Source organism: Paraburkholderia sp. (genome assembly GCF_047605525.1).
Taxonomy (GTDB): domain Bacteria; phylum Pseudomonadota; class Gammaproteobacteria; order Burkholderiales; family Burkholderiaceae; genus Paraburkholderia.
The window spans coordinates 207,307-226,696 of the sequence record NZ_JASGFN010000003.1 but is presented as its reverse complement, the minus strand read 5'-3'; the positions used below and the strand labels follow the sequence as shown (position 1 = coordinate 226,696).

Sequence of the window (19,390 nt, the reverse complement as noted above, 5' to 3'; positions counted from 1 at the left end):
CGACAATCGACAAGCCGCCACGTCCGATGAACAAACCCGCCCCGGCCTCGCGCGCCGCCTATGCGCATTTCCTGCCGATCCCGACACGCTGGATGGACAACGACGTCTACGGGCACGTGAACAACGTCGTCTACTACAGCTATTTCGACACCGTCGTGAACGAGTATCTGATCCGCTCGGGGGTGCTCGATTTCGAGCACGGCGCGACGATCGGGCTCGTCGTCGAAACGCAGTGCAACTACTTCGCGCCGCTCGTGTTTCCGGATCGCGTCGATGCGGGCTTGCGGGTTGCGCGGCTCGGCACGTCGAGCGTGCGCTACGAGGTGGGGCTCTTCAGGCAGGGCGACGCCGAGGCCGCCGCGCAGGGGCATTTCGTGCACGTCTACGTCGATCGCGTGACGCGCCGCCCGGTGAGCCTGCCCGCCGAACTGCGCGCGGCACTCGAGCCGCTGTGCGCGGCCGCGCGGGCGGACCAGAGGGCGGACTAGCGGGCAACCCGGGCGAAACGCAGACGCAAACGCAAACGCAGCAAAAAACACAGGTAGACCAGACGCGTGCAGTCGTTCGTCATCAATCTGCTCAACGGCCTCAGCTACGGGCTGTTGCTGTTCATGCTGTCGGCCGGGCTGACGCTGATTTTCAGCATGCTCGGCGTGCTCAATTTCGCGCATGCGAGCTTCTACATGCTCGGTGCGTATGTCGGCTTTTCGGTGGCGGCGCGCGCGGGGTTCTGGAGCGCGCTGGTGGTCGCGCCGCTCGTCGTCGGTCTGCTCGGCGCGGCGCTCGAGCGCTGGCTGCTGCGGCGCGTGCGCGTGCACGGTCATCTGCCCGAGCTGCTGCTGACGTTCGGCGCCGCGTATCTGCTCGGCGAGCTCGTCAAGCTCGGTTGGGGGCTCGGTCCGTTGTCCGCGCCGATCCCGGCTGTGCTCGACGGTCCGCTGTTTTCGCTGTACGGCGCGACCTTCGCGCGTTATCGCGCGTTCATGATGGCGGTGTCGCTGGCGATGCTCGCGGTGCTCGTCGCGGTGCTGCGCGTATCGAAGACGGGGTTGATCGTGCGCGCGGCGCTCACGCATCCGCGGGCCGTCGAAGCGCTCGGCCACAACGTGCCGCGCGTGTTCACCGGCGTGTTCGCGGCCGGCACCGCGCTCGCGGCGCTGGCGGGCGTGATCGGCGCGCCGCTCTTCGTGATCGAACCGGCGATGGCCGAATCGCTCGGCTCGATCGTGTTCGTCGTCGTCGTGATCGGCGGGCTCGGTTCGTTGAGCGGGGCGCTGCTTGCGTCGCTGCTGGTCGGCTGCGTGCAGACGTTGGCGGTCGCGAGCGACGTGTCGTTGGGCGACGTGATGGCGCTCGCCGGCGCGGTGCTGCCGCCCGAGTGGGACGCGCTGACGCTCGCGCAACTCGCGCCGCTATTGCCTTATCTGCTGCTCGTCGCGATGCTGGCGTTCAGGCCGCGCGGGCTTTTCGGACGGCGTGACGATCATGCGTAGGCGGCGCTCGCTCGCGCCCTGGCTCGCGCTGGTCGCGTTCCTTGCCGTGCCGCCGTTCGTGTGGCCGCATAGCTGGCTGCTCGCGTACCTCGCGCAAAGCGCGACGATGATCGTGTTCGCGCTGTCGTACAACCTGCTGCTCGGCGAGACCGGGCTGCTGTCGTTCGGTCACGCCGCGTATGCGGGACTCGGCGCGCTGATCGCCGCGCATGTGTTCAACGCGAGCGGCATGCCGCTCGTGCTGTTGCCGCTCGTCGGTGGTCTCGGCGGCGCGTTGTGCGGTGTGCTGCTCGGCTTTATCGCGACGCGGCGCGCCGGCACCGCGTTCGCGATGATCACGCTCGGCCTCGGCGAACTCGTCGTCGCGGCCGCGTGGGCGTTGCCGGACTGGTTCGGCGGCGAGGCGGGTGTCGCGATCGATCGCGCGAGCGGCGCCCGTCTTACCGGCCCGCTCGCCGGCTGGAGTTTCGGCCCGGCGCGCGAGGCCTATGCGCTGATCGCAGTGTGGTGTGTCGTCGCGAGTGTCGCGATGTTCGCGCTGTCGCGCACGCCGTTCATGCGTCTCGCGAACGCGGTGCGCGACAACCCGGCGCGCGCCGCGGCAATTGGCTGCTATCCGCCGCGCGTGCGCTATGGCGTGGTCGTGCTGTCGGCGTTTTTCGCGGGCGTCGCGGGGACGCTGGGGCTGATCAATATGGAGCTGGTGTCGACCGAAAGCGTCGGCATGATGCGCTCGGGCGCGGTGCTGATCGCGACGGTGACCGGCGGGACCGCCGCGTTTTTCGGACCGGTCGCGGGCGCGGTCGTGCTGACGTTCTTCAGCGTGATCGTCGCGAGCGTCACGCGGGCGTGGCTGTTTTATCTCGGGCTGTTCTTTGTCGCCGTCGTGATGGCGGCGCCCGATGGGCTCGCGGGTTTCGGCACGCGGCACGCGGCGCGTATCGCGGCGCACGGCTGGCGGCGTTGCCGGGCGGCGTATCTGTGGAGCGCGGCGGCGGCGCTGCTGGGGCTCGCGGCAATCGTGCTCGCGGTGCAATGGGCTTACGCGGCCCAGTTCGGCGCGGACGAGGGCGCGGCGCTCGGCGCGCTCTTTGGTGCGAGCGCCGCCGTGCCGCTGCTGTCGACGCTGGCCGCTTCGCCGCCACGGCTAGCGCTCCTGCTCGGCGCGCTCGCCATATTGGCTGGATTGACGATGCGCCGCGCCATCCGCGCGCACTCGTCCCTCGCCGCTCACGCAACATGCCCCGCACGACTCCCCGGAGACGCGCGATGATCCCCGCGCTCGCGCTCTACGGCATCGAAAAGCGCTTCGGCTCGACACGGATTCTGCGCGGCGTCGATCTCGAGATCGAGCCTGGCGAGCGGCATGCGCTGATCGGCCCGAACGGCGCGGGCAAGTCGACGCTGTTCAATCTGATCGCGGGCGGCGCGCGGCCGAGCGCGGGGCGCATCCATCTGTTCGGCGCGGACATCACGCGGCTCGCGCCGGCCGCGATCGCGCGGCGCGGCCTCGCGCGCAGCTTCCAGAGCACGAGCGTGTTCGCGCGGCTCAGTGTGTTCGACAACCTGCGCTGCGCGGCGATGCTGGCCGAGCGCGACCGCACGCGCTGGTGGCAGCGCCTGACGGGTTCGTCAGCGGTCGATGCGCGCGCCGCCGAGGTGCTCGATGCGGTCGGCCTCGGCGCGCGCCGCGACGTCGCGGCCGGCACGCTCAGTTACGCGGAGCAGCGCGCGCTCGATCTCGGCATCGCGCTCGCGGGCGGCGCGCACACGCTGCTGCTCGACGAGCCGACCGCGGGTATGAACCGCGCGGAGGCGGCGCGCGCGATCGAGCTGATCCGCGAGACCACCGCAGGCCGCACGTTGCTGATGGTCGAGCACGACATGGACGCGGTGTTCGCGATCGCCGATCGCATTTCGGTGCTCGTGCAGGGGCGCGTCATCGCGAGCGGTCCGCCGGCGGCGATTCGCGCGGATGCGGCGGTGCGGGCGGCGTATCTCGGCGAACGCGCAGGCGAGGAAATGGGCAGGGCGGCGAGCGAAGCCGGCAAAGGTGCCGCCGAATGACACCCCTGCTCGACATCCGCGACCTGAACGCGTGGTATGGCGCGAGCCAGGTCCTGCACGGCGTCACGCTGAGCATCGAGCCCGGTGAAGTGCTCGCGCTCGTCGGGCGCAACGGCTCGGGCCGCTCGACGCTCTCGCGCGCGATCATGGGCCTCGTGCGCAGCGACGGCGAGCTGCGTTTCGCGGGCCGTTCGCTCGCGGGTTTGCGCACGTTCGAAATTGCGCGTCTCGGCCTCGGCTACGTGGCTGAGCATCGCGACGTGTTCGCTGGGCTGAGCGTTCACGAAAACCTGCTGCTCGGCAGCGCGCCGCGCGCGCGCCGCCGCACGCCGCGCTTCACGCTCGACGATGCCTATGCGTTGTTTCCCGTGCTCGCCGAGCGCGAGCGCACGCGCGCCGGGGCGCTGTCCGGTGGCGAGCAGCAGATGCTCGCGCTCGCGCGGGCGCTGCTCGGCGACCCCGATCTGCTGCTGATCGACGAGCCCGGCGAAGGTCTCGCGAGTCGGGTGATGGAGCAGGTCGCTGATTGTCTGCGGGTATTGCGCGAGCGCGGCGTCGCGATGCTGCTGATCGAACAGCGTCTCGTGATCGCGCGGGAAATCGCAAGCCGCGTCGCCGTGATGGGGCACGGCGAGATCGTGTTCGACGGCGCGCTCGCGTCGTTTCTCGCGCGTGCGGATGTGATGCGCGAGTGGCTGGGGGTGGGCTGACGGACGCGGCGCGGGTTGCCCGATTCTGCCCGACTCGCTGCCGCATATAGCCCGCCAGACGTTGCACGCGCATGAATATCGCCGCCCGCGGCGCTGGCACGCTCCGGACCGCCGACACGCGGGCCGTCGTGGCGTTTGAACCGCTTCTTCGACACCGCCGCTCGCGCCCGCCACACAGTGCTTTCCGCCAATTCGACAGGCCGATTCAAACGCCCGATCGTTTGGTGAGCGTCCTCCAGAAATCTTGTCGGCAGCGCACGGATAAATAAAGACAATCAGGTCAAAGACGCGCAACGGCGGCGTGGCATTTCAACAAGCCCGCGTACGGCTCACCGATGGCCCACGTATCGTGCCGGATGCGCGACGAACCCTGCCGCGTCCGACGCGCGAAAGACGCGCCGCGGCTTCAGGAGGAGACGTGATGAAACAGCGAGCGGCGCTGGACGAAGGGCGCGTTGTAGCGAAAGTCGAATGGCAGGCCCAACGGCGCCGGCAGCTCGTCGAGCATGCAAGGCGCCCGCGGTGGGGCGTCGGCACGGCGCTGCTGGCCGCCGCGTTGCTGATGTGCGCGTGCGCGGACGCGAGTTCCACTTCGGGCGATGCATCATCGAAAGCGCAAAATGTGGCGAGCGCATCCGGCAATGGGAGTAGCCAGACAAACGCAAACGCCAACGCTTCGGCTGCTCCGTCATACGACACCGCCTCGGCTAACGACACCGAACCTGCTTCCTCACCCCGTCCGACCCTCGAACGCGCCAAAGCCGCGCAACTCGCGGCCGAACAACGCATCGCCGCGCGCCTTCCCGCGGCAAGCGGCATGAGCGAAAAACGCAGCCGCCCACTGACGTTGCGCGATTCCGGCATCGACGGCTCGCTGATGTTCGCGCGCGATGTCGACTTTCGCGTGACCGGCGACATCGGCTTCATGATTCACGACATGGCCGCGACGCTGACGCCGACGCACCCCGGCCAGCCGATCGTGTTCGACGATCCGGCCAGCACGACGATCCATGTCCATCGCGGCACCGTGACGCTCGACAGCGGGAAGCTCACCGCGATCTTCGATCGCTATCTGTTCCGGTACCGGGGCTCGCCGCTGCGCAATATGCGCGTCGTGCCGCGGGACGATGGCACGCTGCGCATCACCGGCGAGATGCATCGCGACACATGGGTGCCGATCTCGCTGACCGGTACGCTGTCGATGCGCAACGCCGGCGAACTCGTATTCCATCCCGATCACGTCGAGGTGGCCGGCGTCGGCGCGGACAGGCTGATGCAGGCCGCGCACGTGCGCATGGCCGATCTGCTGAAGGTCGATACGCCGATCGCGCGGCTCGATGGCGACGACGTCGTGATGCAGGTCGCGAAACTGACGCCGCCGCCCGCGCTGCGCATGACGATCACGCGGATCGAAACGAGCGCGGCGGGGGTGCGCTTCACGCTCGACGACGGCACGGTGCCGAACATCGACTGGCCCGCGACGATGCCCGCGCGCGGTTTGCTCGTCGAAGGCGGCGACGTGAAGTTCATGCGCTCGATGCCGATGAACATCGACATGGCGATCGTGCCGCTCGCGTCGGATGCGTCGGATGCATCGGTCGATGCGAAAGCGCCGTTCGTGCTAGACCTGTACCACTATCGCGAGCAGATGGCGGCCGGCTATCTGACGTTCGACGAAACGGGCGCGCTCGACGTGCATCTGCCGTCGTATCCGACGCTCGCGAGCGCGGCCGACGCGTCGCCGCCGCAAACCGGCAGCGCGAGCGCGCGCTATAACGACAGCCTGCTGCGCGCGCAGCAGGCCTCGCTCGCGCAGGCGCGCGCGGTATGGCAATACGTGCCGCCGGACCTGCGCGGCACATCGGCGGCGCATGCGGTTCCAGTCGGCACGCGCGCGGCATTGACTTCGGCTCCGGATGACGAGCGTCATTCGCGAGGCGCCGCGCCGCTGATTCACGTGCGGAACGTCGACTTCTACGTGGCGGGACGCATCGGTTTTCACGTGCGTTCGCTCGATGCGCAAATGGTGCCGAAAAGGCCCGGAGAGCCCGTCGATTTCGACGATCCCGATCAGTACGACATCCATATCATCGGCGGTGAAGTCGTCGAGCCGTGGCCCGCGATGGCGGCGCTCTTCAACGATTATCTGCTCGACTACGCGCCGCGCTCGCTGAACGATCTGCAACTGAAATCCGTCGACGGCAAGCTCGAAGTGACGGGCGGCATCAAGCTGTGGAATCACTTTCCGGGCGTATGGCTGCCGACCACGATGAGCGGCACGATCGCCGCGCGCGACGAACGGCATCTGGTGTATCGGCCGACCGCGGTGAAGGTGCTGGGCGTGCCGCAAGCGGGACTGCTGCGCGCGCTCGACATTCCGCTGGCGTCGTTGACGCCGTTCGCGCGCAAGGGCGTCGTGCTAAACGGCAACGAGCTCGTGTTCGATCAGAACACGGTATTTCCGCCGCCGATGCTGGTCGCGCGCCTGGCGAGCGCGACCGTGACCGGCGCGGGCCTCGTGCTGAAATTCAGGCACGACGACGGCGCGAGCGTCGCGACGCCGCCCGTCGGCGCGGGCCGCAGCTTCGTGTGGATCGAGTCAGGCGACGTGAAGATGTTCAATTCGCTCGTCACGAATACGCGCACGTATATCGAAGACAGTTCGAACCCCGGTGCAATGAAATTCGATCTATACGGGTATCGCCGCGACGTATCGAAGGGCACGGTGCGCATGAGCGAAGACGGCACGCTGCGCGTCGATCTGGCCGCGAGAAAGCAGGGCGGCGAAGACTGACGCGCAGCGTGACCGCTCAAGCCTCCTTGTTGATGATCCACTCGTGCGCCGGGTCGTTGTGAAAATGCCAGACCCGCTGGCTGCCCGCCATCACGTTCAGATAGTACGAGTCGTAGCCATACGGCACGATGACCGGATGATAGCCGCGCGGCACCATCACGACGTCGTGATCCTCGACGGCCATCGATTCGTCGATATCGCGCGCATCGGTGTACACGCGCTGGAACGCGAAACCCTGCGGCGGATCGAGCCGGTGATAGTAGGTTTCCTCGAGCGAGCTCTCGTGTGGAACGTTGTCGGTATCGTGCTTGTGCGGCGGATAGCTCGACGCATGACCGCCCGGCGTTCTTACCTCGACGACGAGCAGCGCTTCCGCGGGCTCGGTCTGCGGAAGAATATCGCAGACGTAGCGCGTATTCAGCGATTTGCCGCGCGTCGAGCGCTTCATCGACGCGGGCTCGATCAGCCGCGCCGGGTACTCACCTCTGGCCGGTGCGCTCGCCACGCCAATCTCGGCATCGCGGCACGCACGCACCGTCGCGCGCACCTTCGGCGGCAGATACACCGCATAGGGTGCCGCGTCCTCGAACACGCTGTCGCGCGAACCGAGCGAGGTCCATGTCGCGTTGGGTGTTTCGATATCCACCGCGCCCGTCAGCACGACGATGCACACTTCGCGCGATGTCTCGAACACGTGCACGACTTCGTTCGTGCCGAGCCGGTACGCGGCGAATCCGACATAGCGCCAGCAGGCCGACTGCGGCGTGACGCGCGCGATCGTCTGGCCGTCGCGCTGGGCCTTCACCAATAAACTCATGCTGCCTCCTCGGCGCCGCCGTCGAGCGGTGCATCGACGAGCGCCCGTAATGTCCTGAAGCCTTTCCGCGCGTACTCGAACGACGGCGCGACCACCGGGTCCTGTTCCGCTTCGACGACCAGCCAGCCGCAATAACCGTGCCGCTTCAGCCGGCCGATGATGCCCGGAAAATTCACCGCGCCGTCGCCCGGCACCGTGAATGCACCGGCGATCACCGCGTCGAGAAAGCTCCAGTTGCGATTGCGCGCGAGCTTCGCGACGGCGGGGCGCACGTCCTTGCAATGCACGTGGCACACGCGCGTGATGTGTTTGTCGAGCACCGCGAGCGCATCGCCGCCCGCGAACGTGATGTGGCCGGCGTCGAACAGCAGGCCGACCGCGTCGCTCGTGCGCGCCATCAACTGATCGACGTCGGCCGGCGTTTCGACGTACGCGCCCATATGATGATGGTACGCAAGCCGCACGCCGCGGGACAGCGTATAACGCGCGAATTCGTCGACCCGCGCCGCGTACGCATCCCATTGCGCGTCGCTGAAAAAACGCGGCCGTTGATACAGCGGCCGTGGCGCGCCCTGAATCGAATCGGCGACTTCGCCATACACCATCACCGTCGCGCCGTTTTGCGCGAGCAGGTCGAGATGCGGGCCGACCGCGGCGATTTCGTCGGCGACGCCGCGTTTCGCAAGCCGCCCGGAATACCAGCCGGACACGAGCGCGAGGTCGTATTGCGCGAGCAACGTCTTCAGCGCCTGCGGCTCGCGCGGAAACTTGTTGCCGAGCTCGAACCCCTGGTAGCCGATCTGGCGGCCCTCGCTTAGCGCGACGTCGAGGGGTGTTTCACCGCCGAGCGACGGCAGGTCGTCGTTCATCCACGAGAGCGGATTGATGCCGATGCGTACGTCGAAAGCAGTCATGCGGATGTCCTCATTCGTGATCGCCGTGATCGTCGCCGTGTGAGCGCGCGGGTGGCGCCGTGCGCGCCGCGAGCTGCGCGTCGTATTTCGCGCGCGCGTCGCGCACCGCATCGCGTGTCGACACTTCGGGCACCGCGACTTCCCACCACCAGCCGCCGTCTTCGGTGGTGCGGGCCGGGTCGGTGTCGATGCTGATCACGTACGTGCGATTCGCGGCGCGCGCGCGTTGCAGCGCCGCTTCGAGTTCCGCGATATTGCCCGCATGCTCGGCCTCGGCGCCGAGCGCGCGCGCATGCGCGGCGAAGTCGATGCGCGGCACGCCGGCCGGTCCGTGCACGCAGTTATCGAGCAGATTATTGAATGGCGCGCCGCCGCAGGCCTGTTGCAGACGATTGATGCAACCGAAGCCACGGTTGTCGAGCACGATTACGATCAGCTTCGCGCCGAGCATCACCGAGCTCGCGATTTCGCTGTTCATCATCAGATAGCTGCCATCGCCGAGAATCACGATCACTTCGCGATCGGGCCGCGCGAGCTTCACGCCGAGCCCGCCCGCGATCTCGTAACCCATGCACGAATAGCCGTATTCGACGTGATACGCGCCGGGCCGGCCCGCGCGCCACAGCTTGTGCAGATCGGCGGGGAGGGTGCCGGCCGCGCACACGACGATGTCGTCGGTGGCCGAATGCGCGCTCGAACGCTGCACCGCGCCGATCACGTCGCCCTCGTAGGGCAGCACCGCGTCGCGTTGCGGCGCATGCGTGAGCGAGCCGACGGTATCGCGCCAGCCCGACGCGAGCTTGTGCGCGCGCGCGGTCCACGTGCGTTGCGCGTGCCAGCCTTGCAGCGCATCGGCGAGCGCATCGAGCGCGAGCCGCGCATCGGCTTCGACGACGAACGCGCGATGCTTGAGGCCGTCGAGCGCATTCGCGTTGATCGCGATCACGTCGGCCTGCGTGAACAGCGTGTTCGAGCCGGTCGTGAAGTCTTGCAGACGGGTGCCGATTGCCAGCACGCAGTCGGCATCGTGCGCGAGCGCGTTCGCCGCGGGCGAACCCGTCACGCCGAGCGCGCCGGCGTTCAGCGGATCGCTCCATGCGAGCGAACTCTTGCCGGCCTGCGTTTCCGCGACCGGCACGCCATGCGCGTGCGCGAAGCGGTGCAACGCCTCGGCCGCGCGGCTGTACAGCACACCGCCGCCGGCGACGATCAGCGGCCGCTTCGCCTGCCGCAGACGCGCGCACGCGGCGTCGATATCGTCGATGCGCGGCGCGGGCGCATGCAAGCGCACGACGCGCGGCGCAAAGAAATCCTCCGGAAAATCCCACGCCTGCGCCTGCACGTCCTGCGGTAACGCGAGCGTGACCGGTCCGCACAACGCGGCGTCGGTCAGCACGCGCAGCGCGCGCGGCAGCGCGCTCAGCAATTGCGCCGGATGCACGATGCGGTCGAAGTAGCGCGACAGCGGCTTGAACGCATCGTTCGCGGAGACGCCGCCGTCGCCGAAGTCTTCGAGTTGCTGCAACACCGGATCGGGCGCGCGCGACACGAAGATATCGCCGGGCAACAGCAGCACCGGCAAACGGTTCACGTGCGCGAGCGCGGCGGCGGTCAGCAGGTTGGTGGCGCCCGGCCCGATCGAAGTCGTGACCGCCATCATGCGGCGGCGGAAATGCGCTTTCGCAAACGCGATCGCGCTGTGCGCCATCGCCTGTTCGTTGTGCGCGCGCAGCGTCGGCAGTGCGTCGCGATGCTGATACAGCGCTTCGCCGATGCCCGCGACATTGCCGTGGCCGAAGATCGCGAACACGCCGCCGAACAGCGGCTCGACGCCGTTGCCGTCTTCGGTGGCCACGCGCTGCGCGGCGAGATAGCGCACCAGCGCCTGGGCCATCGTCAGGCGGACCGTGCCGCCCGTACTCGTGCGCGTGGGGACGGTTCTCGGGGACAGGGTGTCGTCATGCATGATGCGCTCGTTCATGCGGCCTGCTCCTGATGAACATGATGCGGCGTGCCGGGTGTGCCTGGCCTCGCCGTGCCGCGCGCGGCGCGCCATGCGGCGATCAGCGTTTCGAACCGCTGACGCACGCGCCTGATCAGCTCGTCGTCGTCGATTTCGCCGGCCAGCCACGCCTGGCTCGGTTCGTGAAAGATCGTGCGGCCGACCGTAAAGCCGCGGCACGTGGTGGCTTGCGCGGCCGCGCGAAAGCCCTCGGACAATTGCTCGACGGCCGCCGACAAGCCGAGCAGCACGACGCCGCGGCAGTATGGATCGCGCTCGGCAATCAGCGCGTCGACGGCCTGCCATTGCGCGGCGTCCATCGGTTCGAGCTTCCACCACTCGGGGTAGATGCCGAGGTTGTACAGACGCTTGAGCGCGCGATACACGATGTCCGGCCCCTGCGGCAACGATGCATGCTTCGGCGGAATCACTTCGAGCAGCAATTCGTGGCCGCTTGCCTGCGTCGCGTCGTACAGCGCGCGCAATTGCGCTTCCTGTTCGAGACGCTGCTCGATCGGCTCATCCGGATGGAACTGCACGAGGCATTTGACGACGTGTTCTTGCGGCCACGCGATCAACGTGGTGCCGATCGAGCGGCCATGATCGAACACGAGCGGCACGGAGCCCGGCAATTCGACCGGTCGGCCGATCCACCAGCCGCGTCCGGTGGCGGCGTTCAATGCGTCCTGACCGTAACGGTCGTCGATCAGCACGCCGATGCGGCCTTGCAGATTCAACTCGTGTTCGGTCTGCGCGACTGCTTCGACGAACAGGTGCTTCAGATACGCGATACGCGCTTCGTCGGCGCCGGTCTGCTGCGCGAGTTCGAAGAACGGGTTGCGATGATCGAACGCGAAGCCGAGCACTTCGTGCCACGGCTTGCGCGCCGGCGACACCCGATGCAGACGCGCGAGCGTCGCATCGCGATCCGGGCGGCGCATCCGCTGCGGATCGGTTTTTGCTTCGCGCAGGAAGTAGTCGAGTTCGGCCGGTGTCGGCATCGCCGGTGCGCAGCCGTGCCGCGACACGACCAGCGCGCCGCTCGCATTCGCGGCGCGCGCGCATGCGTCGAGCGGCTGGTCGCGCAGCCAGCCGGACAGGAAGCCCGACGCGAACGCATCGCCCGCGCCGAGCACATTCAGCACTTCGACTTCGACGCCGCCCTGAATGGGCACGTCGTCGAGCGCCGCGGGCACGTTGCCGTCGATGATCTGACAGCCGAGCGGTCCGCGCTTCAATACCAGCGTGGCCGGCGTGACCGCGCGCACCATCGCGAGTGCATCGATCAGTTCGGTCTTGCCGCCGGCAATGCGGAATTCCTCCTCGGTGCCGATCACGAGATCGAACAGCGGCAGAATGCGCTGTAAATGCGCGCTCACGCCTTCGCTCGCGATAAAGCGGGTCTCGCCGTCGGCCTTGCCGGTGAGGCCCCACAGCACCGGCCGATAGTCGATGTCGAGCACGGTGCGCACGTCGTTGCGGCGCGCGTACTCGAGCGCGCGACGGCTCGCGCGGTTGACCTGCTCGGTCGAGAAGTGCGTGCCGGTAATCAGCAGCGCTTTCGACGACGCGATGAACGCCTCGTCGAAGTCGGCTTCGTCGACGGCCATGTCCGCGCAGTTCTCGCGATAGAAAATCAGCGGGAACGTGTCGCGATCCTTCAGACCGAGCAGCACGAGCGCGGTCAGCCGTTCGTGATCGATCCGCACGTGGCTCACGTCGCAGCCTTCCTTCACGAGCGTTTCGGTCAGAAAGCGGCCCATGTGATCGTTGCCGACGCGCGCGAGCATCGCCGCGTCGAGCCCGAGCCGCGCGCAGCCGAACGCGATATTCGCCGACGAACCGCCGAGATACTTCGCGAAGCTCGACACGTCTTCGAGCCGCGCGCCGACCTGCTGCGCGTACAGGTCGACCGCGAGCCGGCCGAGGCAGACGATGTCGCGGCTGCGTCCCGGCGCGAAACGGCTGCCGCTCGCGCTGCTGCTGGAGGTGCTGGAGTGAGCCATGAATAGTCCTGGATAGCTAGGCGCGGTTGCCGGCGCTGCAGGTGCCGGTCGAGCCGCGCGAATCGGTCAGATCGTCGCGCCGTCGAGTTCGCCGATCATCTTCTGCATCTCGGCGCCGCCGGCCATCATGTCGAGCACTTCGTCCTTGCTGATCGTCGCTTTCGTGAACGTGCCGAGCGAGCGGCCGCGATTGAGCAGCGTGAACGAATCGCCGATCGGATACGCGTGGTGCACGTTGTGCGTGATGAAGATCACCGAGATGCCCTTCGCGCGCGCGGTGTGGATCAGCTTCAGCACGTTGAAGCTCTGCTTCACGCCGAGCGCGGCGGTCGGCTCGTCGAGAATCAGCACGCGCGCGCCGAAGTGAATCGCGCGCGCGATCGCGAGACACTGCCGCTCGCCGCCCGACATCGTGCCGATCGGCTGATGCGGGTCGCGCACGTTGATGCCCATTTCGGCGAGCTTGTCGCGCGCGGTGCTCGCGCAGGTGTCGAGGTCCATCACGTTCAGAAAGCCGAACAGTTTTTTTTGCGGTTCGCGTCCCATGAAGAAATTGCGCGCGACGGACAGCAGCGGCACCAGGGCGAGATCCTGATAGACGGTCGCGATGCCGAGATCGAGTGCTTCCTTCGGCGACGTGAAGCGCACCGGCTTGCCGTCCACCTTGTAGACGCCCGCGCTCGGCTGATAGACGCCCGCGAGCGTCTTGATCAGCGTCGACTTGCCGGCGCCGTTGTCGCCGAGCAGGCAATGCACCTCGCCGCGCCTGAGCCGCAGCGTGATGTCGTTCAGTGCAATGATGTTGCCGAAATAGCGGCTGACGTTTTCGAGCGCGAGGATGATGTCGTCCGCGTTCGCGTTCTGTTCGATGGCGGTCATCATGAACCTCCTTCTAGCGCGATGCCGCGACGCGGCCGCGCACGTAGTGGTTGAACAGCACGGCGACGAGCAGCATCACGCCAAGGAACACGCGGAACCAGTCCGAATCGACATTGGTGTAGGTGATGCCGATCTGCACGACACCGAAGATCAGCGCACCGAAACTCGCGCCCACCACCGAGCCGTAGCCGCCCGTGAGCAGCGTGCCGCCGATCACAGCCGCGATGATCGCCTCGAATTCCGCCTGCAAACCGCGGTCGGCCGCGGCCGAGCCGATATCGCAGACCTGCAGCACCGCATACAGGCACGAGCAGAACGCGGTCAGCACGAACAGCGAGATTTTTACGCGCCGCACCGGCACGCCGACGTTCTTGGCCGCGTTGGCGTCGCCGCCGGCCGCGAAGATCCAGTTGCCGAAGCGCGTTTTTGCGAGCGTGAACGCGCAGACCACCGCCAGCACGAGCCACCACAGCAGCACTTTGGGAATGCCCGGCACGAGCGGCATGCCGTTGTCGAGCATTTTCACGACGCCGATATGGCCGAGCCAGACGAACAGACCCTTGAACGCGACGCCCTGGAAGAACGTGTGCGCGAACCAGTCCTGGCGCGCGACGTCGCCGACACCGGAGATGATCGTGCGATCCGCGAACTTCACCGACAGCGCCAGCGTGAGACCGCGCAGGATGAACAGAAAAGCCAGCGTGACGATGAACGACGGCAGCCGCGTGCGCATCACCAGATAGCCGTTGAGCGCGCCGAGCAGCATCGAGCCGACGAACGCGAACACGATCGCGAGCCAGATCGGCCAGTGGAAATACATGCTCGGCAGCGCGACCATCATGCCGGCGAAGCCGATCATCGAGCCGATCGACAGATCGAATTCGCCGGCGATCATCAGCAGGCAGGCGCCGACCGAGATCAGGCCGAGATAGGCCGCGACCTGCGACCAGTTCATGATGCCGTCGAGATTGAACATCCCCGAGTTGCCGGCGGCCACGCCGAATACGATGAACACCATGACGGTGCCGGCCAGCGCCGCGAATTCCGGGCGCCCGAGCAGATGCCGGAACCACGATTCCCGGCGCACGCGCTCGTCCGCCGCGAGCGACGCCGCGGGCTGCTTCGACGGGTCCCGCGGATCGGGCGGGGTCGGCTTGCGGTGATGGGAATGGAACAGGTCGGCGACACCCATTGAAGCTCTCCTTGATACGCCCGCGCGCGGCGGGTCGACGCAGTGCCGCGGGGCGTTCGATGCACGTAAAGGCGGCACGTAAAAAATGGCGCGCCAATGAGACACGCGATATGCCCTGTAAAAGCGGCATGCGAGGTGGGCCATCAGAACGGCCCACGAAGGCGGCCCACGAAAGCGGCCTATAAAGGCAGGCCGGCAAAGCGGCCCGTCAGGCGGCGCATGGCCGCGCGTTTATCGATACTGGCCTGCGTACTTGAGCACCTTGTCGACGTTGGCTTTCGTGATGAAGCCGGGGCCCGAGCCGATATTGCGCGGCCCATAGGACGGTGAGAGCCCATAGGTCGCGAGCCGTTCCTTGAACTTCGGATTGGCTTGCAGGATCTCGCGGATTTTCACGGGGTCGGTGGTGTGGTTCTTCTTCGCGATCGCCAGCACCGCGACCGGGATATAGCCTTGCAGATACGGCTGCTGGTCGATCGCGAACTGGATCGTGCCGTCCTGGATGCCCTTCGCGATGTCGCTGTCGAAGTCGAACGTCGCGAACCAGACCTTGCCCGCGAGGCCCATCTGCTGCAACGCCTTCAACGTCGGATCGGCCGACAGCGGCCCGAGCGTGAGCACCGCCTGGGTATTCGGGTGATTGCGCAGGAACGCGCTGACCTTCGACTGCACGCCGGTCGGGTCCGTGCCCGCGTCGAGCGTCGACGTCTTGAAGTCGACGCCGATCGCATCGGCGAAGCCCCGGCAACGCTCGAACGAAGCCGGATTGGTCGCGTAGTGGTTCACGCACAGGAACGACTTGATGCCGGCCGCTTTCGCCTTTTCGCCCGCCGCCTTGCCCGCCGCGTATTCGGGCTGGCCGACGTGCATGATCGCGCCGAGCTTCGCGCTTTGCTCTTCGGTGCCCGAATTGATCGTGACGAGCGGAATGTGCTTTTCGGTGACCTTCGCGATCGAGCTCTTCAGCACGTCGAAGTCGGCGATCGAGACGATTACGCCGTCGTAGTTGCGCGCGGCCGCCTGTTCGACGAGACGCGCCATGTCGGCGATGTCGCCGTTCGGCGGATTGCGGTAGTCGGTCTCGACATTGAAGTCTTCGTCGGCCTGCTTGATCGCGTTCTTGATCGTGTTCCACCACGAATCCGAATCCGGCGCGTGGCTGATCAGCACGAAGTGGGCGTCGGCCGCGCGGGCCGCCGAGGCCGCGCCGAATCCCGTCGCCAACGTCAACGCCGTCACCAGAATCCTGAGCGTCGCCTTGCCTGTGCAAAGTCTCATTGTCTCCACCTTTCTCGGTCTGTCGTTCGTTATTGAGGGAGCGTCTGGCGTGCGCATTTCGCGCGGCGCGAAATCGCCGCGGCACCATCGCTCACGACCAAGATTAGGTCATCTTCCGAGGCCTTGCAAAGAAAATTTCATGAAAAATAAAAATGGAAAATGCATTCCATTTGGCATGGCGGCTGCCTATAATCGGCAGCGTTGGAAGCGCGTGCGGCGGGCCGCGGGCGCGTCTGCCGCATTGCACGGGCACCCGGGAGACAGTCATGGCGGAATCAGGCACCGAAGAAGCGTTGCCGGGCGTCGACGAATTGATGCAGCGCATCGCGGATAACTACGAGTCGCTGCCGCGTCAGTTGAAGAACGTCGCGACCTATATCGAGCAGCATCGTTCGAGCGTGATGATGGACCGCACGAGCGATATCGCCGCGAGCTGCGGCGTGCATCCGTCGGCGGTGGTGCGCTTTGCGCAGCGCTTCGGCTTTTCCGGCTTCTCCGATCTGCAGGCGGTGTTCCGTCAGGCGTACACCGGGCAGCACGTGTCGTCGCCGAGCTATCAGCAGCGCATCCGCAAGCTGATCGACGAGAAGCCCGGCACGCTTTCCGGCGGCGCGGTCGCGCGCGAATTCATCGCGGCGTCGCGCGGCGGGCTCGAGGAACTCGAAGCGGGGCTCGACGACCGCCAGTTCGATGCTGCCGTGAAGATGCTGCAACAGGCCGACAACATCTACGTGATCGGCGTGCGACGTTCGTTTCCGGTGGCGAGCTATATCGTCTATGCATTGCAGCATACGCCCAGGCGCGTGCATCTGGTGTCCGGTTTCGGCGGCATGTATCGCGAGCAGATTCGCAGCGTGAAGAAGGGCGACGTCGTGATCGCGATCAGTTTCGCGCCGTACGGCAAGGAGACGCAGTACTGCCTGCGCGTCGCGCATCATCATCAGGCGAAGACGCTCGTCATCACGGACAGCCAGCTATCGCCGCTCGCGCGCTACGCGAGCACGCAACTGTATGTGAAAGAGGGCAGCGCGTTCGCGTTCCGCTCGCTGACCAGCACGATCTGCCTGTGCCAGGCGCTGTTTATCGCGCTCGCGTACAAGCTCGAACTGAACGTTGAGGAATCCAACGACACCGGAGGCTACGATGACTGACGCGGTAAACACGATCGACGTCGCGGTATTCGGCGCGGGGCGCATCGGCAGGATCCATGCGGCGAATCTCGCGCGGCAGCCGGGCGTGCGGCTCAAGTACGTGGTCGACGTCAATCGCGAGGCCGCCGCCGCCCTGGCCGCGCAGCATGGCGCGAAGGTCGCGGATATCGACGGCGCGATCGGCGATGCATCGATCGGCGCGACCGTGATCTGTTCGAGCACCGACACGCACGCGGAGCTGATCGTGAAATCGGCCGAGCAGAAGAAGCACGTGTTCTGCGAGAAGCCGGTCGATCTGACCCTGGAGCGCGCGCGCCTGTGCGCCGAGGCCGTGGAGCGCGCCGGCGTCGTCTGCATGATCGGTTTTCAGCGCCGCTTCGATCCGACGTTCTCGGCGCTGAAGGCGCGCATCGACGCGGGCGAGATCGGCACGCCGGAAATGCTCGTCGTGACGAGCCGCGATCCGGGCGCGCCGCCGGTCGACTACATCCGGCACTCGGGCGGCATCTTCAAGGACATGCTGATTCACGATTTCGACATCTTCCGCTGGATTCTCGACGATGAAGCCGACACGCTGCATGCGACCGGCAGTTGCCTGAGCGACCCGGCGATCGCGGAAGCGGGCGACATCGATTCGACCGCCGTGACGATCCGCACGAAGCGCGGGCGCCTGTGCCAGATCAACACCGCGCGGCGCGCCGCGTACGGCTACGACCAGCGCTTCGAGGTGCTCGGCAGCAGCGGGATGCTGCAGGCAGGCAACGTCAGGCCCACCGAAGTCACCGCGTACTCGAAGACCCAGGTGTCGACCGACGTGCCCGAGGCGTTTTTTCTCGAACGGTATCGCGCGGCGTACGCGCTCGAAATCGCGCATTTCTTCGACGCGGTCACGCACGGCAAGCCGGTGCGCACGACGGTCGCCGATGGTCTGAAGGCGCTCGAACTTGCCGAAGCCGCCACGCGTTCGTGGCGCGAGGGCGGCGCGCTCAAGCTCGGCGAGGCATCGTGATGAAGCCGGCCACGGAGCGGCTGCGAATCGGCGTGGTCGGGCTTGGGCGGCTCGGCAAGCGGCATGCGGACAACCTCGCGTATCGCGTGCCGGGCGCGGCGCTCGTGGCCGCGTGCAGTCCGCTCGCGGACGAGTTGGCATGGGCGCGCGCTGCGTTGCCCGAGCCGCGTCTTTACGACGATTACACGGACCTGCTCGCCGATCCTAATGTGGACGCGGTGTGGCTCGTTACGCCGTCGTCGCTGCACGCGCAGCAGATCGTCGATGCGTTGCGTGCCGGCAAGCATGTGTTTTGCGAGAAGCCGCTGTCGCTCGAGGTCGCCGAATGCGAGCGCGTGCTCGCCGAGGCCGCGCGTTATCCGCATCTGCAGGCGACGATCGGCTTCATGCGGCGTTTCGATCCGAGCTATCGCGACGCATTCGACAGGATCGCGGCGGGACAGATCGGCCGGCCGTTTCTGGTGCGCTCGCAGACCACCGATAAAAACGACGACGACGGCTTTTTCGTGCGCTTCGCGGCGACCTCGGGCGGCATCTTTCTCGATTGCACGGTGCACGACATCGACGTGGCCCGCTGGCTGCTCGGCAAGCCACGCGCGACGCGCGTGTTCGCGGCGGGCGCGGTCGCGCTGCACGACGGACTGCGCCAATTCGGCGACGTCGACAACGGTGTCGCGATCTGCGAATTCGAAGGCGGCGGCCTTGCGATGTTCTACGCGTCGCGCACCCAGGCGCATGGCAACGATACTCACAGCGAAGTGATCGGCACGGCCGGCGCGCTTTCGATCGGCCGCAATCCCCGCGCGAATCGCGTCGAGATCTACGACGCGACGGGCATTCGCAACGAATGCACGCCGAGCTTTTTCGACCGTTTCGAGGACGCGTTTCTGCACGAGGCGCGCGCGTTCGTCGCGGCGGTGCAGGGCGGGGCGGAGCAGGCGGGCGCGACGCTCGCCGATGCGCTCGAAGCGACGCGCATCGGCGTCGCGCTGCGGCAGTCGCTGCATGGCGGGCAGGCGGTGACGCTGTAGCCGGGTGCACTGCGCGTGGGCGTGTGAATCGGCATGCAACGCCCGGC

General features: G+C 66.9%; 16 protein-coding genes. 9 read left to right on the top strand and 7 right to left on the bottom strand.

All coding sequences use genetic code 11. The annotated features are described in order from the left end of the window. Nucleotides 1–26: 26 nt before the first annotated feature. The 6 genes from QM685_RS05370 to QM685_RS05345 all read left to right on the top strand — a co-directional run bounded on the left by QM685_RS05370 (nt 27) and on the right by QM685_RS05345 (nt 7,064). Complete coding sequence (locus QM685_RS05370) at nt 27–488, top strand: acyl-CoA thioesterase (protein ID WP_415113476.1); 462 nt, start codon at nt 27–29, stop codon at nt 486–488. Between the two features lie 66 nt (nt 489–554). Beyond that, nucleotides 555–1,493 (top strand): branched-chain amino acid ABC transporter permease, encoded by a 939-nt coding sequence (locus QM685_RS05365; protein ID WP_415113474.1) that lies wholly within the window; start codon nt 555–557, stop codon nt 1,491–1,493. Then, a complete protein-coding gene (locus QM685_RS05360) occupies nt 1,486–2,766 on the top strand; it encodes a branched-chain amino acid ABC transporter permease (RefSeq protein WP_415113472.1) in 1,281 nt (426 codons plus the stop codon). Before QM685_RS05365 ends, QM685_RS05360 begins: the two co-directional genes overlap by 8 nt. After that, entirely contained in the window at nt 2,763–3,560 is a 798-nt protein-coding gene (locus QM685_RS05355; protein ID WP_415113470.1) for an ABC transporter ATP-binding protein, read from the top strand. The genes QM685_RS05360 and QM685_RS05355 overlap by 4 nt, the downstream gene beginning before the upstream one ends. Continuing rightward, entirely contained in the window at nt 3,557–4,270 is a 714-nt protein-coding gene (locus QM685_RS05350) for an ABC transporter ATP-binding protein (protein ID WP_415113468.1), read from the top strand. Before QM685_RS05355 ends, QM685_RS05350 begins: the two co-directional genes overlap by 4 nt. Nucleotides 4,271–4,691: 421 nt before the next feature. Next, nucleotides 4,692–7,064, top strand: a complete 2,373-nt coding sequence (locus tag QM685_RS05345; protein ID WP_415113466.1) for a hypothetical protein — start codon at nt 4,692–4,694, stop codon at nt 7,062–7,064. Between the two features lie 16 nt (nt 7,065–7,080). On the opposite strand, the gene iolB is transcribed toward QM685_RS05345, so the two are convergent. The 7 genes from iolB to QM685_RS05310 all read right to left on the bottom strand — a co-directional run bounded on the left by iolB (nt 7,081) and on the right by QM685_RS05310 (nt 16,152). Then, nucleotides 7,081–7,881, bottom strand: coding sequence for a 5-deoxy-glucuronate isomerase (gene iolB, locus QM685_RS05340; protein WP_415113464.1), 801 nt, complete (start codon nt 7,879–7,881; stop codon nt 7,081–7,083). Then, nucleotides 7,878–8,795, bottom strand: coding sequence for a myo-inosose-2 dehydratase (gene iolE / locus QM685_RS05335; RefSeq protein ID WP_415113462.1), 918 nt, complete (start codon nt 8,793–8,795; stop codon nt 7,878–7,880). The genes iolB and iolE overlap by 4 nt, the downstream gene beginning before the upstream one ends. Before the next feature lie 10 nt (nt 8,796–8,805). After that, nucleotides 8,806–10,776, bottom strand: a complete 1,971-nt coding sequence (iolD, locus tag QM685_RS05330; protein ID WP_415113460.1) for a 3D-(3,5/4)-trihydroxycyclohexane-1,2-dione acylhydrolase (decyclizing) — start codon at nt 10,774–10,776, stop codon at nt 8,806–8,808. Further along, on the bottom strand, nt 10,773–12,803 hold the full coding sequence (locus tag QM685_RS05325) for a bifunctional 5-dehydro-2-deoxygluconokinase/5-dehydro-2-deoxyphosphogluconate aldolase (RefSeq protein ID WP_415113458.1): 2,031 nt from the start codon (nt 12,801–12,803) through the stop codon (nt 10,773–10,775). Before QM685_RS05325 ends, iolD begins: the two co-directional genes overlap by 4 nt. 66 nt (nt 12,804–12,869) lie before the next feature. Continuing rightward, nucleotides 12,870–13,685: an ATP-binding cassette domain-containing protein gene (locus QM685_RS05320; RefSeq protein WP_415113456.1), complete on the bottom strand. Its 816-nt coding sequence runs from the start codon at nt 13,683–13,685 to the stop codon at nt 12,870–12,872. A gap of 10 nt (nt 13,686–13,695) precedes the next feature. Further along, entirely contained in the window at nt 13,696–14,874 is a 1,179-nt protein-coding gene (locus tag QM685_RS05315) for an ABC transporter permease (RefSeq protein WP_415113454.1), read from the bottom strand. A gap of 231 nt (nt 14,875–15,105) precedes the next feature. After that, nucleotides 15,106–16,152 carry a sugar ABC transporter substrate-binding protein gene (locus QM685_RS05310; protein WP_415113452.1) on the bottom strand — a complete coding sequence of 349 codons (1,047 nt, stop codon included), beginning with the start codon at nt 16,150–16,152 and terminating at the stop codon, nt 15,106–15,108. A 266-nt stretch (nt 16,153–16,418) separates the two neighbouring features. Between QM685_RS05310 and QM685_RS05305 the strand changes: the two genes are divergently transcribed. From QM685_RS05305 to QM685_RS05295, 3 genes are read left to right on the top strand one after another with little or no spacing between them, the layout of a single operon-like run. Further along, nucleotides 16,419–17,303 carry a MurR/RpiR family transcriptional regulator gene (locus QM685_RS05305; RefSeq protein ID WP_415113450.1) on the top strand — a complete coding sequence of 295 codons (885 nt, stop codon included), beginning with the start codon at nt 16,419–16,421 and terminating at the stop codon, nt 17,301–17,303. Continuing rightward, a complete protein-coding gene (gene iolG, locus QM685_RS05300) occupies nt 17,296–18,312 on the top strand; it encodes an inositol 2-dehydrogenase (RefSeq protein ID WP_415113448.1) in 1,017 nt (338 codons plus the stop codon). Before QM685_RS05305 ends, iolG begins: the two co-directional genes overlap by 8 nt. After that, nucleotides 18,312–19,343, top strand: a complete 1,032-nt coding sequence (locus tag QM685_RS05295; RefSeq protein WP_415113987.1) for a Gfo/Idh/MocA family oxidoreductase — start codon at nt 18,312–18,314, stop codon at nt 19,341–19,343. The genes iolG and QM685_RS05295 overlap by 1 nt, the downstream gene beginning before the upstream one ends. The last annotated feature ends 47 nt before the right edge of the window (nt 19,344–19,390 follow it).